An 18,771-nucleotide genomic window follows, 5' to 3' on the forward strand; every position below is an offset into this window, starting at 1 on the left:
CCGCGGCGCCACCCTGCGCACCCACCTGGTCAACATCCCCGCCCGCCTCGCTCGCCACGGCCGCGGACACATCACCCTGCACCTGCCCACCAGCTGGCACGCCGAGAACGCCCTGACCGGCCTGTTCCACGCCGTTCACGCGCTCCCACCCGCCCGCGCCGCCTGAACACCACCACCACCCCGCGGCCCGACACGCACCCGGTCAGCACCACCCGCCCCAGGCCCCCGATTCAGGACCCGGACACACCGCCCACGCGAGCGGCTGACCAGCCACACCCACACACGACTACCGAAAGTTAATAGTCGCTACAGATCGACTGGAATGAGCGCAGGAATCAAGCCGGTGCATCCAGGCTCAGGTGCGATGCGATATCGCAGGTAAGCGCACTTATCCCACGACGAACTTCACCATGTACCGCCCGACCGTCGGGCAGGTTCTGAACGTCACCCTCACGGCCCTCTGATCAGCTGGTTACGGCAGGTGGTGTGCCGGGGCGCGGACACACCACCTGCCGTGATCTGGACCAGCCGCCCTGACTCGTGGATGAGGCCGTGGGCCGGTGGGCCTGAACTGGCCATGGTGGGGTTGAACAGGATGAACCGCCACGGCAACCGCGTTCGTCGGCCACCGCCCTCGCCCTTCGCGTGCCCCAGGTAGACGTGGCGGCCCGTCAGCGCGGGCGCGAGGCTGGACGGATGACCGAGGTCGAAGCGTGCGTCCTGGTTCCCGATCGCGGCGGATGCGCGAACGTGGGCGATCTGGCCGAATTTGTAGAGCATTCACTTATGACCTAGGTTCTGCGCCGCTACGCCGAGGGTGGTCGGCAGAGATCAGGGGATCAGCGGCAGTTTCCGGACCCGGGCAAGACGGTCGGTGAGGACGATCATGCTGCCGTCCTTCAGTGCTTCTGCCAGCTGGTCAAGGTTCGCGAGGAGAAGCCGAAGCTGTTCGGCGGGGCGGCGACCACCTTCGCGGCGGAAGAGGATCACGGAAGGGCTGTCGAGTCCGCTCCGGGTGAGGATGCCGCCGAAGTCGGTATCGGCCGAGATCAGAACCCTTCGCTCGTCTCGCGCGAAGGCGAGGACGGTGGAGTCGTCGGCCGCGCCGAGTGCGACGTCTCGAACATGGAGAACGTCGTGCCCAGCCTCGCGGAGACCGGCCGCGAGAGTGTGCGACAGGTTGTTGTCGAGCAGGAAGCGCACGTCAGTCAGGCTGGGATGATCAGCGGCAGCTGCTGCTCGCGGACGGCTTCGGCTCCGAATCGGAGCGCCTCGCGGATGTCGTCCCCATCGAGGTCCGGCAGCTCGGTGATGACCTCGGTGGCGGACATGCCGTCCGCGATCATTCCGACGACCGTTGCTACCGGGATGCGCAATCCACGGATGCAGGGAACGCCGCCCATCTGCGCCGGGTTCACCGTGATGCGGGTGAAGTGCACTGGCCACCCCCTCTCTTACTTCAGCATACGATGATCATGGTGGTCCTGAGGTGGTCGCCACGAGACAGGCTGCAGGGGCGCGGCAGCGTGGTGCTCGTGGGCCCTGCGGCAGCCCGGGAGTTGGTGTCGCGTGCGTGTCCAGCTTCACGGCCCGCGGCAGCTCTCGATCGTCCCGTCCGCGCGTGCGGGTGCGAGGCTGGACCGGTGACTCTGTCGAAGCGTGCGTCGTGGTTCCTGATCGCGGTGGGTGTGTGGACGTGGGCGATCTGGCCTAATTTTCTCCGGAATATCTGGAACGATGACCGATCCTGGGATGACGGTCCGACCAGCTTCTTCACGGTCCACCTGGTCCTGACCGTCACGTCTCTGGGCGTCGGCTCGGTCGTCGGCTGGCTCGGCATCCGAGGAGCTCGCGCGGGTCGTGTCGATGCCGCCGGCGATGTTGCTTCGTCTGACCAGCTGATTGGTTCAAGTCGTTGACATGGGAGTCGCGAGGTCGCCCCTGGGCCCTGGCGCGTGGCCGGTGCCTCCCACTCGCTGGCTGGTGACCGCGGGGTAGCCGGGTGGTAGGGGAGCTGGCTTCGGCCGCGGGATCTGTGACGGCTCGGCGTGGCATGGAGGGCGTCCCGGGTAGCACCGGGAGCGTGGATGCGTCTGAGCTGGACATCGTGGACCGCCCGGCTGCCTCCGCTCGGGGCTGGCGTGTCCCCCTGCTCGCGTTCGCGCGGAATCCTGCCGGTTCCATCTACGGGACGGTGGTGGCCGACTCGGTGCTGGCAGTGGAGTCCGAGCGCCAGACAAAGCTGAATGACCTGATCTACGCCGAGCTGATCACGGTGATCGTGTACTGGTTCGCCCACGTGTACGCCGACTTCCTGGGCTCGCCGCCGAGCGGGAGCCGCCGGGCGAGCCTGCACCGTCTCGCGGTGACGCTGGGCCATGAGTGGTCCCTGGTGACGGCGTCCTTCTTTCCGCTGGCCGCGGTGCTGCTGGCGGCGGCCGCCGGGGCGTCCATCCAGACAGCGGCCCTGGCGGGGATGTGGACCGGGGTGGCCGCGCTGGTGCTGTGGGGGCAGCTCGCCGGCCGTCGGGCCGGGCGCGGTGCCGTGGTCTCCCTCGTCTACGGAATGACCGCTGGCCTGTTCGGGCTCGCCCTGATCCTGCTGCGGGTGCTGCTGCACTGATCTGCGAGCACTGACCCGCGGGTGCCGTGCTGCGGGTGCTGGTCCTCGGTCAGGTGTTGCGGCCGCCGTTGACGCCGATGATCTGGCCGGTGATGTAGCCGGCTTCCTCGAAGACGAGAAAGGCGCAGGCAGCGGAGATGTCCTCCGGGCGCCCGGCGCGGCGGACGGGTGTGCGGTCGATGACGGTCTGCGGGGGCGTCGCGAGGAAACCGGCCTGGGCGGTGCGCAGCATCGGGGTGTCGATGAAGCCCGGCGGGATGGTGTTGACGGTGATGCCGTTCGGGCCGAGTTCGAGGGCCAGGGCCTTGGTGAAACCGATGACGCCGGCCTTGGAGGCCACGTAATGGGTCATGTACGGCACACCGCTCTGGGCGCTGGAGGAGGAGATGTTGACGATCCGTCCCCAGCCGGCGTCGATCATGTCGGGGACGGCGGCCTGGCAGCAGTGGAACGTGCCGGTGAGGTTCACGGTCATGATCGACGTCCACGTGTCGAGGGTGATGTCGAGGAAGCTGTCGTGGCCGGTCCTTCCGGCGGAGTTGACGAGGATGGCGATCGGGCCGAGGTGCTCCCGGACCTCGTCCAGTGCCTGGTCGACGCTTGCACGGTCGGCCACGTCGACGCCGACGGCGTGGGCGGTGCCACCCGCGGCCTGGATCTCGGCGGCGACGCCCTTGGCGGGTGCCGCGTGGAGATCGAGGACCGCAACCCTGGCGCCGTCCTGGGCGAGCCGCAGTGCGCAGGAACGTCCGATGCCCGAAGCGCCGCCGGTCACGACGGCGACTCTGCCCGCGAGTGTCTGGCCCATGTGGCGCCCCTCCAGTGTCAGCTTCCTGTTGCCCGCTCCGTCTACCGGATGGCCGGGATTCCTATTGTTTCCCAGCAAGGACGCCGATGGGCAGGATTGTCCGGCGAACAGGGGAGCAGAGGAGTGGGAGCGAATGGCTCGCGGGGTCTCGGTGCCCCGGCCGATGCGGGATGGAGGAAGGCCGTTCGGGTCGCGCACGGCTGACTGATCGTTTCTACAGTGAGGCACATCGCGCCGCGGGCGGCTTCGGCGGGCGGGCCTTCGAGGTTCTCCGGGGACGAATCTTCGGGGACGGGGCTGGCCGGGAGGGGTCCGCGGGACGTGATGTCGGTGGTCATCGGGTCAGCAGGGAGGACGTCAATGCCGTTCGACGGGGTGTCGCATGTGGGTCTGACAGTTCGGGACCTGGAGCGTAGCTGTGGCTGGTACACAGCGGTCCTGGAATGGAAGGAGCTGGTCCGCGGTCGAGGGGAGACGACGTCGTTCGCCCACGGTGTGCTTCCTGGCGGTCTCAGCGTCGTCCTGCGGCAGCACGACGAGAGCAGAGCGGAGCTGTTCGACGAGCGGCGCCCGGGGCTGGATCATCTCTCGTTCTCGGTGTCGGAGCGAGACGACCTGGACGGGCTGGAGAAGCGTCTCGCCGCGGCCGGCGCGGTCTTCACCCCGACCCAGGAGCTGCCGTTCGGCTGGCTGTTGGCCTTCCGTGACCCGGACAACATCGCTCTGGAGGCCATGCTTGGCCGGGGCTGAGACGCCCGGCCGGCTCGGATAGCTCGGCCGGCTCGGGTGTCTCAGGTGTTGCGGCCGCCGTTGACGCCGATGATCTGGCCGGTGATGTAGCCGGCCTCCTCGGAGGCGAGGAACGAACAGGCGGCGGCGATGTCCTCCGGGCGGCCGACGCGGCGGACCGGGGTACGGGCGGCGTGCTCGTCCACACTCGTCCCGAAACGGCCCTTCTTCTCGCTGTCGCGCAGCATCGGGGTGTCGACGAAGCCGGGCGGGATGGTGTTGACGGTGATGCCGTTCGGGCCGAGTTCGAGCGCCAGGGCCTTGGTGAAACCGATGACGCCGGCCTTGGAGGCCACGTAGTGGGTCATGTACGCCTGGCCGCTGTGGGCGCTGGACGAGGAGATGTTGACGATCCGCCCCCAGCCGGCCTCGATCATGTCAGGGACGGCGGCCTGGCAGCAGTGGAACGTCCCCGTGAGGTTCACGGTCATGATCGACGTCCACAGTTCGAGGGAGATGTTGAGGAAGCGGTTCGAGGCGGTCTTCCCGGCCGAGTTGACGAGGATGGCGATGGGGCCGAGGTGCTCACGGGTCTCGGCGAGGGCCGCGTCGACGCTCGCGCGGTCGGCGACGTCGACGCCGACGGCGAGTGCGGAGCCGCCCTCGGTCTGGATCTCGGCCGCGACCTCCTTGGCGTCGGCGGCGTTGAGGTCGAGCACGGCGACCCTGGCGCCGTCGCGGGCCAGCCGCAGCGCGCAGGAACGTCCGATGCCCGAGGCGCCGCCCGTGACGACGGCGACTCTGCCGATCTGTGATCCGGCCATGTTCGTGTCCTTTCGACGTCGACCGCCCGCGAGGTGAGCGTGCGGCGGAAGAGGATGCTGGCTGCGCTGGACATCCGTCACGGGCGGCGGGAGCCCACCCGGACGCTGGGCCCGGGCCTGCGCCGGTCCGGACGCCCGCCGGATCGGAGGCCGGTCAGGTCGGATGTCCGTCGGCGGGCCTGCCGGGCTCGCCGCGCCGGCCGGGCCCGCTTGTCCCGATGGGCTCGGTGTGCTGGTCGATCTCGCCCAGGGCCTCGGCGGGGAGCTCAAGGCCCGTGGCGGCGAGGACCTCGTCCAGGTAGGCCGTGTTCCGGGCGTCGACGCGCACCGAGGCGACGGGCCTCGTCCACTGCCAGACCAGCGCCAGCTGGGTGGGCGTGCAGCCGACCCGTGCCGCCACTGCCTGCACAACGGCCGGGTGCGCGGGCCCGAGCCCGGATCCGGACGGGTCGGATCCGGACGCGGGCCCGGCGCCGGTCACGCCGATGAAGCCGAGGCCCTCCTCGGCGAGGAGGGGGAGGTGCTCGCACTCGACGGAGCGTGCCGTCGGGCCGTAGGCGGCCTGCAGGGAGACGAAGCGGGCGCGGCCGGTGCGGTCACTGGCGGCGAGCGCCTTCATGAGCCGGTAGGCGGGGATGCCCGCAGCGCCCGTGTAGAGGACCTTGCCGGCGCGCACGAGATCGTCGAGTGCCTCGACCGTCTCGTCCAGCGGGGTCGCCGGGTCGTCGACGGCGATCTGGAAAAGGTCGATGTGGTCGGTGCCCAGTCGGCGCAGGCTGGCGTCGCAGGCAGCGCGCAGGTGGCGGCGGCTGTTCCGGCTGCCGTGGCGGGCCGGGTCGGGTGCCGCGACGGCGGTGGTGGCCAGCACGACCTGTGCGCGCCGGCCGCGCAGAGCCGCACCGGTGATCTCCTCCGCCCGCGCGTGGATGTCGGCGTCGCGCAGCTCGGTGGGGTCGACGAGGTTCCCGCCGGCGTCGAGGTAACGGGTGACGAGCTCGGTCGCGGTCGGCTGGTCGCAGCCCCGGTGGGGGGCGCCGAGGACACCGGTGCCGAGGGCGAGCGGGGAGACGTACAGGCCCCTGCGGCCGAGCGGCTGGTAGCGCATCGACCCGGCGGTGGCAGCGCTGGACGTTACGCGCGGCCCGGCGGGGGTGCCGGGGGGCAGGCGCGGCTCGGCGGTGGCTGCGCTCCGGGCCACGGCACGGCCCGTGCCCGGTTCGGCCACGGGTAGATGGTTCGCTGCTGCTGCTGCTGCTGCTGCTGCTGCTGCCGGCGGCGGTGCCGGCGGTGCCGTGCCACGGGTGAGGATCCCGCTCAGGAAGAGCCGCACGGCGTGCTGGAGGCGTTCGTCCTCGGCCTCGGGAGTGCGGTAGATGCCGTAGGCGGCGAGCCAGGCGGGCATGGCGCCGACCATGGCGAAGAACTGCTCGGCGGCCAGGGCGACGTCCGGGACGGTCACGTCGCCGGCGCGCTCGCGGGCCTGCAGGAGATCGATGATGACCTGAATGCGCGGCGACCAGGTGGTGGCCTGGGAGCTGGCGGCGAACTCCGGGAACCGGGGGGACTCGGCGATGGCCATCCGGCTGAGACGGACGATGTCCGGGTCGACGGAGCGGGCGAGGATCGCCCGGGCGATCAGCGTGAGGGCGGCGGCCAGGTCGTCCGGCAGCGGTTCGAGGACACGGGTGTCGCGTTCCTGGCGGGTCAGCGCCCAGGAACTGACGGCGATGAACAACGTCCGCTTGTCGGGGTAGCGGCTGTACAGGGTGCTCTTGGTGACCCCTGCGGCGCGTGCGACGGCCTCCATCGTGGCCCCGTCATACCCGTGCTCGAGGAAGGTGTCGACGGCTGCGCGGCGGAGCTTCTCGGTGAGCCGGGCGGCCTCCGCGGACGTCGGCCGGCCGGCCCGGGAACGTCCGCCGTCGCTCTGTCTGGGCTCCACCGGAAAAACGTACGAGACCGTCGGCTTCTGGGTCAAGGCATCCCACCGCGCCGCCTGCGAGGCACGGTGCCGCCCCTGTCTCCGGCCACCGTCAGGCCTGATGGCAGGGGTGGTGGGCCGGCATCCAAGGGTGGTAGACCTAAACCGGACGGCATCGTATGTTTTCCTCCATCCCCTTTCCTCCAGCCCACCTGGTTGCAGTCACGGAGGCAGACCATGGCCCACTTCGCCAAGCCCGCCGAGGGCAGCTGGACAGAGCACTACCCCGATCTCGGGACGGGTCCGGTCTCCTTCGAGGACTCGATCTCCCCGGCGCACTACGAGCTCGAGCGCAGGGCGATCTTCCGGCGCACCTGGCTGAACGTGGGCCGGGTGGAGCAGATCGCCCGCGGGGGCGCCTACTTCACCAGGGAGATCCACGCCGCGAACGCTTCGGTGATCATCGTGAGGGACACCGACGGTGAGGTCCGCGCGTTCCACAACATCTGCCGGCACCGCGGCAACAAGCTGGTCTGGAACGACTTCCCGCAGGCGGAGACGAGCGGTTCGGCGCGGCAGTTCATCTGCAAGTACCACGCCTGGCGTTACGGGCTGGACGGTGCGTGCACCTTCGTCCAGCAGGAATCCGAGTTCTTCGACCTCGACCGGTCGAAGTTCGGTCTCGTTCCCGTGCGGTGCGAGGTGTGGGAGGGGTTCATCTTCGTCAACTTCGACGACGAGGCCGCGCCGCTGCGCGACTATCTCGGTCGTTTCGCGGCCGGGCTTGAGGGCTACCCGTTCGGTGAGATGACGGAGGTCTACCGCTACCGGGCCGACGTGGGCAGCAACTGGAAGCTCTACATCGACGCGTTCGCGGAGTTCTACCACGCCCCGGTCCTGCACGCGAAGCAGTACGTGGGCGAGGAGTCACGCAAGCTCCTGGGGTACGGCTACGAGTCGCTGCACTACGAGCTGGACGGTCTGCACTCCATGCAGTCCGCGTGGGGCGGTATGGCCCCGCCGCGGGACCTCAACATGGTGAAGCCGATCGAGCAGAAGCTGCGCAGCGGGAACTTCGGGCCGTGGGACCGCCCCGACATTCCCGGCCTGGACCCGCTGCCGCCGGGCGTCAATCCGGCCGGCCACAAGGCCTGGGGCCTCGACTCGTACGTCTTCTTCCCGAACTTCATGATTGTGGTGTGGGCACCGGGCTGGTACCTCACCTACCACTACTGGCCGACCGCCTACGATCGGCACATCTTCGAGGGCACCCTGTACTTCGTCCCGCCGAGGACCCCGGGCGATCGACTGCGCCAGGAACTGGCCGCCGTGACGTTCAAGGAGTTCGCGCTGCAGGACTGCAACACCCTGGAGGCGACCCAGAAGATGCTGGAGACCCGGGCCGTCTCGGAGTTCCCGCTCAACGACCAGGAACTCGCCGTCCGCCATCTGCACTGGGCCGCCGCCGAGCAGGTGGCCAGCTACCAGAAGCAGACCGGGGCGTCCTGAGCGGCCGGCGCCACCCGAAGCCGATGTGCATCGCGTGGTGAGGGCGGGGGTGCGCGTGCCGCAGTACCGGACTGTCGGTGGCGTTCGGTAGACAGGGGGCATGACGGAACTGGCGGCGGACGGCGCGGGCACCCTCCCGGCGGCACCCCGCGGTGCGGCACCCGGCAGCGTGGCACCCGGCAGCGTGGCACCCGGAGGCGACCCGGCAGGCGGGGGCGAGGCGTCGCGGGAGCGGGCTGAGGAGATGCTGCGCGCCCTCGCCGGTCCCGGCGCTGCGCTGCGAGATGACCAGTGGCGGGCGATCGACGCGCTGGTCACCGGCCGGCGCCGGGTGCTGCTCGTCCAGCGCACGGGCTGGGGGAAGTCCGCGGTGTACTTCCTCGCGACGGCGCTGCTGCGCGGTGGTGCGGGCGGAGGCCCGGGCCGGAGCGCGGGTCGGGTCGGGCCGACTGTGATCGTTTCGCCGCTGCTGGCGCTGATCCGCAACCAGGCGGCCGCGGCCGCGCGCCTCGGCGTGCGCGTCGGGGAGATCCACTCGGGCAACGTCACCGAGTGGGACGAGGTGTACGCCGCCCTGCGGGCCGGTGAGCTCGATCTGCTGCTGGTCGGTCCGGAGCGGCTGAACAACCCCACGTTCCGGGACGATTACCTGCCCGAGCTGGCGCGCACGACCGGGTTGCTGGTCATCGACGAGGCGCACTGCATCTCGGACTGGGGCCACGACTTCCGTCCGGACTACCGCCGCCTGCGGTCGCTGATCGGCGGGCTCGCGCCCGACGTCCCCGTCCTCGCGACGACCGCCACGGCGAACGCGCGGGTGGTCGAGGATGTGAGCGAGCAGCTCGGTGCGGGCGCGGCGGATGCGGCGGGTGCGCAGACCCTGGTCCTGCGGGGGTCGCTGGAGAGGGAGAGCCTGCGCCTCGCCGTGGTCTCGCTGCCCTCGGCCGAGGAGCGTTTCGGCTGGATCTCCGACCGGCTTGCCGAGCTCCCGGGCTCCGGCATCGTCTACACGCTGACCAAGCCCGCCGCGGAGGAGCTCACCGCCTTTCTGCGGACCCGCGGTCACCCGGTGGCGACCTACCACGGCGGGACCGACCCGGCCGAGCGGATCGCCGCCGAGGAGGACCTGCTGGCGAACCGGGTCAAGTGCCTGGTCGCCACCAGCGCGCTCGGGATGGGTTTCGACAAGCCCGATCTCGGGTTCGTGGTGCACGTCGGTGCGCCGAACTCGCCGATCGCCTACTACCAGCAGGTCGGCCGGGCCGGTCGGGCGCTGGAGTCGGCGGAGGCGATCCTGCTGCCGGCCGCCGAGGACCAGGCGATCTGGAAGTACTTCGCGGACACCTCCTTCCCGCCCGAGCACCTGGTGCGGGTGGTGCTCGGGGCGTTGGAGCAGGCCACGCGGGTGATGTCGACACAGGCGCTGCTCGCCGTGGTCGACCTGGGGCCGAGCCGGCTGGAGCAGATGCTGAAGGTGCTCGACACCGACGGTGCCGTGCGGCGGGTAAAGGGCGGCTGGGAGTCGACCGGCGTGCCATGGGCCTACGACGCGCCCCGCTACGCCCGGGTCGCCGCGGCACGCGGCGTGGAGCAGCAGGCGATGCTCGACTACATCGCGACCCCGAACTGCCGGATGGAGTTCCTGCGTCGGGCCCTCGACGACCCGCACGCGAGCCGCTGCGGCCGCTGCGACCGGTGCACGGGCCGGGAGTGGACCTCAGAGGTCTCGGCCGGGGCGCGGGCGGGCGCCCGCACCGAGCTGCGGCGCCCCGGTGTCGTCGTCGAAGCGCGCCGGATGTGGCCGACGGGCATGCGCACGCTGGGCGTCGAGGCCTCCGGGCGGATTCCCGCCGCGGCCGGCGCCCTCCCCGGCCGGGCGCTGGCCCGGCTCAACGACCTCGGCTGGGGCAGCCGCCTCCGGGCCCTGCTCAGCAGCCCACCGGCCGCCCGCGCCGCCGACCCGTACGCCGTCGGCGCCGACCCGGATCCGGGAGCACACAGCTCCGGGTCCGGCGATCCCGACAGCACCGCCGGCTCCGGTGTCTCCGGGCTTGACCGGCCGGTGCCCGACGACGTGTTCGAGGCCGTGGTGCAGATGCTCGCCGCGTGGGAGTGGGAGCGGCGCCCGGCCGCTGTCGTGACGGTCGCGTCGAGGACCCGGCCGCGGCTCGTCGCCAGTCTCGGCGAGCGCATCGCCCAGGTGGGGCGGCTTCCGCTGCTCGGGGAACTGCCCCGGGTCGCCGCCGGGCCGTTCGCCGGCCAGGTCCACAACAGCGCGCACCGGCTCGCCGGTCTGTGGTCAGCCTTCGAGGTGCCGCCCGGGCTCACCGGCGCGCTGGGTGACCTGCCCGGCCCGGTCCTGCTCGTCGACGACCTGATCGTCACCGGCTGGACGATGACGGTGGCGGCTCGTGCCCTGCGCGCGGCAGGCGCACCCGGGGTCCTGCCGCTCGCCCTCGCGGTCGAAAGCGGCTGAGGCCCGAGTCGTGTCTCCGCGCCAGCTCCCCGCCGGTGTCGTGACCTCCGCGATCGGCGGGCTGTACCTCGCCCGGATGCTCACCCGCGAATGCCGCTCGGGCCGGGCCTGAGCGGGCCTGACCGCGGGCTCCCTGAGAACACCGCCGAAAGCTGGTGGTGGGCGGCTGGGCCTGGTCCATAAACCACGTTCCGTGGTCGAGAATGACCGGATCAGTTCGGGGTGGGGGGATCTGGTGGCGCTGCGCGACGTGCCCGCTGCCCGGGTGGCCAGTTTTCTGGCCCCGGGGGAGCGGGTCGAGTCTGTCTTCCTGGCTCAGACCGGGTTGCCCTCGTACCTGGGAGCGGTTCCCCTGCTCGGAAGCACCGTGTTCCTCCCCCTCGCTTCTCGCCTCCCCTGGCCGTACCCCATGGCCGCTCTCGCCGTGTTCTCGGTACTGATACTGGCCGGGCTGTGGCTGCGCATGAGCCGGCTCCAGAACAGAGAATCATCGTCGTCACCGACCGGGCATCCTGGTACTACGGGCCGGCCTGTTCGCCTGGGCCACTCCGAGCGCGGAGGCACCGCTGGCGCGCCTGTCACGAGAGACTGCTCTGGGGCCGCTGAAAGGGTCCTTACGGGTCCCTCCGCCTGGCGGGCGAGAAGCTGTGGATATCCTTTCCCGCCCGTCGGCGTGTCGCCGCCGCGGACGCGATCCTGGCGGGCTCACACCGCGGACGCGCCGGGGTGCGAGCCCCGCTCTGCGGGGTCTCTGCTCAATCGGCGGCTCGGCGGCTCGGCGGCTCGGTGGTTCAATCGGCGGCTCGGTGTCGTGCTCAGGCTGAGACCGACCCTGCCCGTCGGGCAGGGATGCCCGCCGTCACCATGCGCCCGGCGCGCCTGCGGCCTACTGGTTGGTCAGCTTGCCGGCGATCTGGTCGATGAAACCCTGCTCAATGTCCGGCGGCGGGACGTCGCCGACGTTGGTGACGTCGAGCTCGACGGCCACCTGGCCGACGTAGAAGTAGATCGTGTCGAAGACGTAGCCGTAGGTGCCGTACTCGTCCGTGATACCCATCGTGGTGCGGACCAGCGCGGTGGTACCGCGCGGCGTGGGTGGTGTCTCCACCGCGACGATCTCGTATGTCAGACCGTTCTCGTTGGTGCCCGCGAGCTGCTCCTCCAGCGCCCCGCGGTAGCAGTCACCGAAAAGCGGGCTGGACACGATCTCGGCATTCTGGCTGATCTGGCCCGCGGGCAGAATTTTCGCTCGGCTGAAAGCCTGGAACTCGGATTCCTCGGTGCTGGTGAACGTGTCACCCGTCGTCTCGTCCGACGGCGGGGGCGGGTCGTACCCGGGGACGCCGACACACTCGGCGATCTCGGCGCGTATCGCGGTGCCGTCGCTGTCGGGCTCGTCGGCCCCGCCCGAGCTCTCGAAGCCTGCCGTCTCCGGGGCGGCCGTCAGCACGTAGTCGCTGGCCTGCAGGTCTCTTGCGGGCGCGGCGGCCTGCGTGGGCGGGACCGCCGGGCCGGTCGCGGCCACCGGTGCGACGCCCGGCGACGCCGTCGCCGTCGCCGGGGGGATCGCGAGGCTGCCCTCCTGACAGCCGGCGACCAGCACCGCCAACGCCGACGCGGCAATCCCGCCGGACACCGACCGGACTATGTTCCGCCCTCGTCGCATGCCGCCCATCTCCAGCCTCCGTGATATGCACCCGAGTCGTACGTGAACGACGACGACTTCCCTTATCGACCAGCAACACGATGCCGGAGAAAAACGGCTCCGCGCCAATTCCGAGGATGTCGTTCGCGGGACATCGGATGGCCGGGAGACTATTCGACAGGAATGTGGCCGGGTGGCTTCCGCGGGTTGTCGTGATGCCACCCTTGACAGCGGGACGCGCCGGGGATCGCGGCGGGCGCGGCCGTGCAGCGAAAACGCCAGGCCCGTCGGTGACGAGCCTGGCGATGATCAGGTACTGCGGGACCCGGCCGGGCCGGGTGGTCAGGCCTTGCTGATGGCGAGCTCGGCCCAGGACAGGCCGTCGCCGGTCGGTACCGGGCCGCCGGGCGGCAGCGGCAGCAGCGGCAGCTCGACGGCTTTCTCGCCGCGGACCTCTCGGGCCTGGATGTGGGTGGTCTCGGTCATCACGGCGCCGACGACCTTGGTGCCGAACAGATGGTTCATCCGGCCGACGCTGTAGGTCTGCATGGCGCCCGTGCGGTCGACCGCCGTCGCGAGGGACTCGGGGGAGGCGGTGAACCGCGCCGTGAGCGCGTCGCTGTCGGTCAGGGCCTTCTCGCCGGAGGCGACGTGGATGGAGTCGAGGCCTCGGTCGAGGAGGTCCTCGTCGTCGGAGACGTCCTCCGCGGGCTCGAAGCGGATCTCGGCGACGTCGGCGCGGAGGCGGTCAAGGGCGAGCGTGACGAGACGACCTCCTTTCGGGCGAGGCCCGCCGGGTCAGTTCTGCGGCTGGGCGTTGGGCCGGGGGTCGAGATAGGGCGGGTCGGGCAGGGACGCGTGGGGGATGCCCGGCGCGATCGCGGCCAGGGGCGCTTCGAGGTCCTGGCGGCGCAGGACTGACCCGAGGATCTCGCCGGCCCGGATCGAGATGTTCGACAGCAGCGACGAGGAGATCCCGTGCGCGTACTCGCTCGCCCCCGGGATGTAGATGCCGGCGCTGGTGTCGGGCGTGGTGTCGACGCTGTAGTCGCGGCCGACCTGGAGCTGGCCGTCCTGCCCGACGAGGCAGAACGAGTCCATCCCGCCGAGCACCTTCCGTGGGTCGCGGGCGTGGTAGCCGGTGGCGAGCACGACGATGTCGGCCTCCACAGCCCGCCGCTCGCCGGTCGGCAGGTGCCGGATGTGCAGGCGGGTGCCGTCGGCGAGCTTCTCGAACGACTCCACCCGGGACGCGCGCAGGAAGTGCAGCCGGCGCGGCCCGCGGACCTTCTCCTGGTAGGTGCGGCGGTAGAGCTCGTCGATGAGATCGAGGTCGACCGCGGAGTAGTTGGTGCCGCGGTGGTATGTCAGCAGCATCGCCCGGACGCTCTCCGGGGCGTGGTAGAACTCGCCGACCGCGTCCGGGTCGAAGATCTGGTTGACGAAGCCGCTGTTGTCGGCGGGGCTCAGCCCGTACCGGGAGAACACCGCGTACACCTCGGCCTGCGGGAAGCGGGTGTGCAGGTGCTCGGTCACCTCGGCGGCGCTCTGGCCGGCGCCGATCACGACGAAGCGCTGGCGCGGCGTGGTGGGCATCGCGGCCAGTCGGTGCAGCAGGTCGGTGTTGTGCCAGGTCCGCTCGTCGAGGACCACCCCGTCGGGGATGCGAGGCGTCAGCCCGGCGGCGATGACGACGTTGCGGGCCCGGCGGACGACGGTGCGGTCCGGCTGCCCCGGCCGCCGGCTGATCACGTCGATGTAGGTGATGACGCCGTCATGGACGACCGGCCGCAGGTCGAGAACCTCGGAGTCGTACTCGACGAGGTCGTCGAGCCGGCCGGCGGCCCACTCCAGGTAGTCATGGTACTCACACCGCAGCGGAAACATCGTCTTGTGGTTGATGAAGTCCACCAGGCGGTTCTGCGCGTGCAGGTAGGACAGAAAGCTGAAGCTGCTGGACGGATTGCGCAGCGTCACGAGGTCCTTGAGATAGGACACCTGCATCGTGGCCCCGTCGAGCAGCATTCCCCGGTGCCAGCCGAAACGGGGCTGGCGTTCAAGGAAAACCGCGCGTAGGGCGGCCCCGGCGGAGACGCTGCTGTTGTGTTCCTCGATCGCGATGGCCAAGGCGATGTTCGAGGGCCCGAAGCCGACTCCGATGACGTCGTGCACACCGAGTTCCGCGGTCGGTGGACGGTCTCCCACGGCTGCCCCTCTTGTCAGTTGATCTGACCGGACGTATCCGATTAGACGTCGATTTAGGTTAACTTAACTTATGTTCGGGATGGCATGTTGTCCTGTCAAGGAGTTCGCCGAGGTCGGGGCGGCTGGGGCGTGAACTGCGGCCCGAGTGACGAGGGTCTGATGGGGCCGGGTTCGCGTGGCCGCGGGGCATGTGGCCGCAGGGCATGACGGGCGTCGAGTCGGCCGGCCCGCCGGACCTGACGGACTGGCGGGCTGGCGCGCCGGCCCGCGGCGCCGGTCTGGTGGTGGCGGTGCGCTTAGGGGTGGACGCGTCCGTCCACCTCTACGGTAGCTAACTATAGGTTAGCCTAACTTTATATTTGGCGTGAGCGGATCGCTGTCCTCCGGTCCGCCTGGCGAGCGGTCAGTGGGCGCTGGCGGCCACGACCGCCCGGCCCGTGCGGGGGTCGCCGCCCTCGCCGGTGCTGTGCGGCATCGCCGGGGCCTCCCGCGCGAGCTGCCGGCGGCGGGTCCGGGCGGCGGGCACCACCAGCGGCGTCCCGGTCTCCGGGTCGGGCACCACGATGCACGGCATCCCGAAGACCTCCTCGACCAGCTCCGCGGTGACGATCTCGCTCGGGTCGCCCTGCGCGACGATACTGCCGGCCTTCATCGCCACCAGATGGTTGGCGTAGCGGCAGGCCTGGTTGAGGTCGTGCAGCACCGCGACGAGCGTCCGGTTGCTCTCCTCGTGGAGGTCCGCGCACAGGTCGAGGATCTCGATCTGGTGTGCGACGTCCAGGAACGTCGTCGGCTCGTCCAGGAGCATGATCGGGGTCTGCTGGGCCAGTGCCATCGCGAGCCAGACCCGCTGGCGCTGCCCGCCGGAGAGCTCGTCGACGTAGCGGTCCGCGAGGTCCTGGGTGTTGGTGGCGGCGAGTGCGTCGCGGACGGCGTCCTCGTCCTGCCGCGACCACTGGCGCAGCAGTCGCTGATGCGGGTAGCGGCCCCGGGTAACCAGGTCGGAGACGAGGATGCCGCTCGGGGCGATCGAGGTCTGCGGCAGCAGCCCCAGTCGGCGGGCGACCTCCTTTGACGGCAGCGACCGGATGAGCGCCCCGTCGAGGTAGACCGCCCCGGAGCGGGGGCGCAGCATCCGGGCCAGCGCGCGCAGCAGCGTCGACTTGCCGCAGGCGTTGGGGCCGACGATCACCGTGAACGAGTTGTCCGGGATGCGTACGCCCAGGTCGGTGGCGACGACGCGCTGCTCGTAGGCAAGGGTCAGGTCCTCGGCGTACAGCCGCGGCTCACCGGACGACGTGCCCGCCACCGTGCCCGCGAGGCCGGCAGCCGTGCCGGCTGGGGCCGCCGGGGCCGGGGTGTCAGAGGTGGCCTGCCCGGCTTCAGTCCCGTAGGGGGGTGGGGAGCTGTCGGTCCCGTGCTGTGCCGCCGCCTGGCGCCGTCCGCGTCGTATGTCCAAGGCCTCAACCAATCCGATCATATTAAGTGAGCCTCACTTATCGTGTGGGCTGGTCCCGTTGCTGGTCAAGGGCGGTCCGTGGCGACGGGTGCGGCCCGTGGCGGGTTCGTCCCGCGATGATTTGACTCCCGCAGGTAAGCCTGACCTAAATATCCAGGTGGACCAGGGAGCAGTGATCCGGTTGCCTGCCGAGCAGGCGGTGTCGGCGGCGCGAGGGCCCACGTCGGCGGAGGGGAGCCGCGGCGGCTCGGCGGAGCAGCCGGCGCGTCACGCTGTGCGGCCGCTCGGGTTCGCGGCCGCGGTGGCGCTGCTCGCGGCCGGTCTCCTTCTCAGCATCGCTCTCGGCGCCAAACAGCTGCCGCTCGCCGATGTGTGGCATGTGCTGTGGCACGACGACCGCTCCGAGACCGCCGTCATCGTCCACGACCTGCGTGTCCCCCGGACGCTCGTCGGCCTCGTCGTCGGTGTGGGGCTGGGGGTGGCCGGCGCGCTGGCGCAGGCCCTGACCCGCAACTCCCTCGCGGACCCGGGCCTGCTCGGAGTCAACCTGGGCGCCTCGGCGGCCGTCGTCGCCGCGGTCTCGTTCCTGGGGGTGACGACGCCCGCCGGCTATATCTGGTTCGCCCTCGCCGGCGCCGGCGTCGCGTCCGTCGCGGTGTACGTGCTCGGCGCCACCGGCCGCGCCGCGGTGGCCCCGGAGCGCCTCATCGTCGCCGGGGCCGCGCTCAGCGCGGTGCTCGGCGCTTTCACCTATGGCGTGGCCTTCCTCGACCACGAGACGTTCGACCGGCTGCGCTTCTGGGACGTCGCCGCCCTCGACCGGGCCGACCTCGGGCAGCTCGGCGCCGTCACGCCGTTCATCGGCGCGGGGGTGCTGCTGGCCGCCGTGATCGCCTCGGCGCTCAACGCGATGGCGATGGGGGAGGATGCCGGCCGCGGCCTCGGGGTCCACGTGGTTCGTACCCGGGCGCTGGGCGTGCTCGCGATCGCGCTGATGTGCGGCGCCGGCACCGCGGCCGCCGGGCCCATCACCTTCGTGGGGCTGGCCGTGCCGCACGTCGCCCGCGTGATCTGCGGGCCGGACCAGCGCTGGGTGATCGCCTACTCGGCCGTCCTCGCGCCGACGCTGCTGCTCCTCGCCGATGTGGTGGGCCGCCTGATCATCGCCCCCGCCGAGCTGGAGGTCGGGGTCGTCACCGCCCTCGTGGGCGCTCCGGTGTTCATCGTGCTGTGTCGGCGCGCACGGTTGGGCCGTTTGTGAGCGGGCCGGGCGTCAACCTGGCGACGATGACCACGGCCACGGCCACGGCTGGTGCGGGGAGGTGAGCGGGCGATGACGCGGGCGGCGGTGAGCGGTGCGGCGAACGCAACGGTGGACGGGGCGGTGGACGGGGCCACGACGCGCGGGTGGGTCTTCCGCGACCGCGGTGACCGGATGTCCCTGCGGGTCGACGGCCGGGTGGTCGCCGTGTGCACGGGCCTGTTCGCCGCCATCCTGGCAGCCAGCGCTGTGACCATGACGACGGGCGACTACCACGTCTCGGTCGGGGCGGTGGTCGACAGCATCCTCGGCCGGGGCGGCTCGGGAACGGACTTCGTCGTCCGCACGCTGCGGCTGCCGCGGCTGCTCACCGGGATCATGGTGGGTGCCGCCCTCGCGGTCAGCGGGGCGATCTTCCAGACGATGACGGCGAACCCGCTCGGCAGCCCGGACATCATCGGTTTCACCGCCGGCTCGTCCACGGGTGCTGTCCTCGTCATCCTGGTCCTGCACGGCACCGTCTACGAGACGTCCCTCGGCGCACTCCTCGGTGGGGTGGCCACGGCGGTCGCGATCTACCTGCTGTCGTTCCGCCGCGGGGTCGCCGGCCCGCGGCTGATCCTGGTCGGGATCGGGATGGCGTCCATGCTCACGGCGGTGAACTCGTACCTGATCGCCCGGGCCACGCTCGGCGACGCGATCACCGCGCAGACCTGGCTGCTGGGTAGCCTGAACCGGCGGAGCTGGGACAACGTCCGTCCGCTCGCGATCGCCATGGCGGTGCTGCTGCCGGTCGCGTTCTATCTGAGCCGGCGGCTGTCGATGCTCGCGATGGGGACCGACACCGCGCGGGCGCTGGGCGTTCCGGTGGAACGCACCCGGCTCGCCCTGCTCGGGACGGGCGCGGCGCTCGCCGCCTGCGCGACGGCCGCGGCGGGCCCGATCGGTTTCGTGGCGCTGGCCGCGCCCCAGCTCGCCCGGCACCTGACGCGCACGGCGGGGGCGGGGCTCCTCCCCGCGGCGCTGCTCGGCGCACTGCTGGTGGCGGCAGGGGACCTGGCCGCCCAGCGGGCGTTCGCGCCCTCGCAGCTTCCGGTGGGAGTGGCGACGAACGCGGTCGGCGGTCTGTACCTGGTGTGGCTCCTGTCCCGGCAGCGGCGGCGGCTGTGAGGCCGGTATCGATTGACTATCGACAATCATTAAACTTAAGTTTACTTAAAATGCCAGTGGTGCATCGTGTGACGATGCGTGGCTGTCCCGTCGTAGGCACTGCGACCCCGTCTCTTCGCCCCGCGCACCGGGCGCGCCCTC

Annotated in this window: 18 protein-coding genes; 8 read left to right on the plus strand and 10 right to left on the minus strand. The window is 71.0% G+C overall.

Annotation, left to right across the window (positions count from 1 at the left end; genetic code table 11):
• Positions 1-450: 450 nt before the first annotated feature.
• The 3 genes from AB1460_RS10245 to AB1460_RS10255 are packed head-to-tail and all read right to left on the minus strand — an operon-like array spanning position 451 to position 1,439.
• Entirely contained in the window at positions 451-780 is a 330-nt protein-coding gene (locus AB1460_RS10245; RefSeq protein ID WP_368960597.1) for a hypothetical protein, read from the minus strand.
• Between the two features lie 51 nt (positions 781-831).
• Positions 832-1,203, minus strand: coding sequence for a DUF5615 family PIN-like protein (locus tag AB1460_RS10250; protein ID WP_368960598.1), 372 nt, complete (start codon positions 1,201-1,203; stop codon positions 832-834).
• Positions 1,204-1,208: 5 nt separating this feature from the next.
• The gene (locus tag AB1460_RS10255) at positions 1,209-1,439 is read right to left on the minus strand and encodes a DUF433 domain-containing protein (protein WP_368960599.1); all 231 of its coding nucleotides are present in this window, start codon (positions 1,437-1,439) and stop codon (positions 1,209-1,211) included.
• Between the two features lie 204 nt (positions 1,440-1,643).
• On the opposite strand from AB1460_RS10255, the gene AB1460_RS10260 reads away from it, so the two are divergent.
• Together AB1460_RS10260 and AB1460_RS10265 are read left to right on the plus strand one after the other, a co-directional pair.
• Positions 1,644-1,919: an SCO4848 family membrane protein gene (locus AB1460_RS10260; protein WP_368960600.1), complete on the plus strand. Its 276-nt coding sequence runs from the start codon at positions 1,644-1,646 to the stop codon at positions 1,917-1,919.
• A gap of 164 nt (positions 1,920-2,083) precedes the next feature.
• The gene (locus tag AB1460_RS10265) at positions 2,084-2,623 is read left to right on the plus strand and encodes a hypothetical protein (RefSeq protein WP_368960601.1); all 540 of its coding nucleotides are present in this window, start codon (positions 2,084-2,086) and stop codon (positions 2,621-2,623) included.
• 49 nt (positions 2,624-2,672) lie between these two features.
• On the opposite strand, the gene AB1460_RS10270 is transcribed toward AB1460_RS10265, so the two are convergent.
• Entirely contained in the window at positions 2,673-3,431 is a 759-nt protein-coding gene (locus AB1460_RS10270) for an SDR family NAD(P)-dependent oxidoreductase (protein ID WP_368960602.1), read from the minus strand.
• Between the two features lie 360 nt (positions 3,432-3,791).
• Here AB1460_RS10270 and AB1460_RS10275 point away from each other — a divergent pair, with 360 nt between their 5' ends.
• Positions 3,792-4,181, plus strand: a complete 390-nt coding sequence (locus AB1460_RS10275) for a VOC family protein (RefSeq protein WP_368960603.1) — start codon at positions 3,792-3,794, stop codon at positions 4,179-4,181.
• 41 nt (positions 4,182-4,222) lie between these two features.
• Here the strand turns inward: AB1460_RS10275 and AB1460_RS10280 are convergent, their stop codons facing one another.
• Positions 4,223-4,984: an SDR family NAD(P)-dependent oxidoreductase gene (locus AB1460_RS10280; RefSeq protein ID WP_368960605.1), complete on the minus strand. Its 762-nt coding sequence runs from the start codon at positions 4,982-4,984 to the stop codon at positions 4,223-4,225.
• Positions 4,985-5,138: 154 nt separating this feature from the next.
• The gene (locus AB1460_RS10285; RefSeq protein ID WP_368960607.1) at positions 5,139-6,926 is read right to left on the minus strand and encodes an aldo/keto reductase; all 1,788 of its coding nucleotides are present in this window, start codon (positions 6,924-6,926) and stop codon (positions 5,139-5,141) included.
• A gap of 216 nt (positions 6,927-7,142) precedes the next feature.
• On the opposite strand from AB1460_RS10285, the gene AB1460_RS10290 reads away from it, so the two are divergent.
• Positions 7,143-8,414: an aromatic ring-hydroxylating oxygenase subunit alpha gene (locus AB1460_RS10290; RefSeq protein WP_368960608.1), complete on the plus strand. Its 1,272-nt coding sequence runs from the start codon at positions 7,143-7,145 to the stop codon at positions 8,412-8,414.
• Positions 8,415-8,514: 100 nt separating this feature from the next.
• A complete protein-coding gene (locus AB1460_RS10295; protein WP_420497236.1) occupies positions 8,515-10,890 on the plus strand; it encodes a RecQ family ATP-dependent DNA helicase in 2,376 nt (791 codons plus the stop codon).
• 886 nt (positions 10,891-11,776) lie between these two features.
• Here the strand turns inward: AB1460_RS10295 and AB1460_RS10300 are convergent.
• The 3 genes from AB1460_RS10300 to AB1460_RS10310 form a co-directional block, all read right to left on the minus strand.
• On the minus strand, positions 11,777-12,556 hold the full coding sequence (locus AB1460_RS10300) for a hypothetical protein (RefSeq protein WP_368960609.1): 780 nt from the start codon (positions 12,554-12,556) through the stop codon (positions 11,777-11,779).
• A gap of 321 nt (positions 12,557-12,877) precedes the next feature.
• A complete protein-coding gene (locus tag AB1460_RS10305) occupies positions 12,878-13,084 on the minus strand; it encodes a hypothetical protein (RefSeq protein ID WP_368960610.1) in 207 nt (68 codons plus the stop codon).
• A 249-nt stretch (positions 13,085-13,333) separates the two neighbouring features.
• Positions 13,334-14,740, minus strand: a complete 1,407-nt coding sequence (locus AB1460_RS10310; RefSeq protein WP_368960612.1) for a lysine N(6)-hydroxylase/L-ornithine N(5)-oxygenase family protein — start codon at positions 14,738-14,740, stop codon at positions 13,334-13,336.
• A gap of 203 nt (positions 14,741-14,943) precedes the next feature.
• Here AB1460_RS10310 and AB1460_RS10315 point away from each other — a divergent pair, with 203 nt between their 5' ends.
• Positions 14,944-15,075 carry a hypothetical protein gene (locus AB1460_RS10315; RefSeq protein ID WP_368960614.1) on the plus strand — a complete coding sequence of 44 codons (132 nt, stop codon included), beginning with the start codon at positions 14,944-14,946 and terminating at the stop codon, positions 15,073-15,075.
• Positions 15,076-15,143: 68 nt separating this feature from the next.
• On the opposite strand, the gene AB1460_RS10320 is transcribed toward AB1460_RS10315, so the two are convergent.
• The gene (locus AB1460_RS10320) at positions 15,144-16,049 is read right to left on the minus strand and encodes an ABC transporter ATP-binding protein (protein ID WP_368960655.1); all 906 of its coding nucleotides are present in this window, start codon (positions 16,047-16,049) and stop codon (positions 15,144-15,146) included.
• Between the two features lie 322 nt (positions 16,050-16,371).
• Here AB1460_RS10320 and AB1460_RS10325 point away from each other — a divergent pair, with 322 nt between their 5' ends.
• Both AB1460_RS10325 and AB1460_RS10330 read left to right on the plus strand, forming a co-directional pair.
• Positions 16,372-17,460 (plus strand): FecCD family ABC transporter permease, encoded by a 1,089-nt coding sequence (locus AB1460_RS10325; RefSeq protein ID WP_420497237.1) that lies wholly within the window; start codon positions 16,372-16,374, stop codon positions 17,458-17,460.
• Between the two features lie 72 nt (positions 17,461-17,532).
• A complete protein-coding gene (locus tag AB1460_RS10330) occupies positions 17,533-18,630 on the plus strand; it encodes a FecCD family ABC transporter permease (protein ID WP_368960615.1) in 1,098 nt (365 codons plus the stop codon).
• The last annotated feature ends 141 nt before the right edge of the window (positions 18,631-18,771 follow it).

Source organism: Parafrankia sp. FMc2 (assembly GCF_041008525.1).
GTDB lineage: Bacteria > Actinomycetota > Actinomycetes > Frankiales > Frankiaceae > Parafrankia.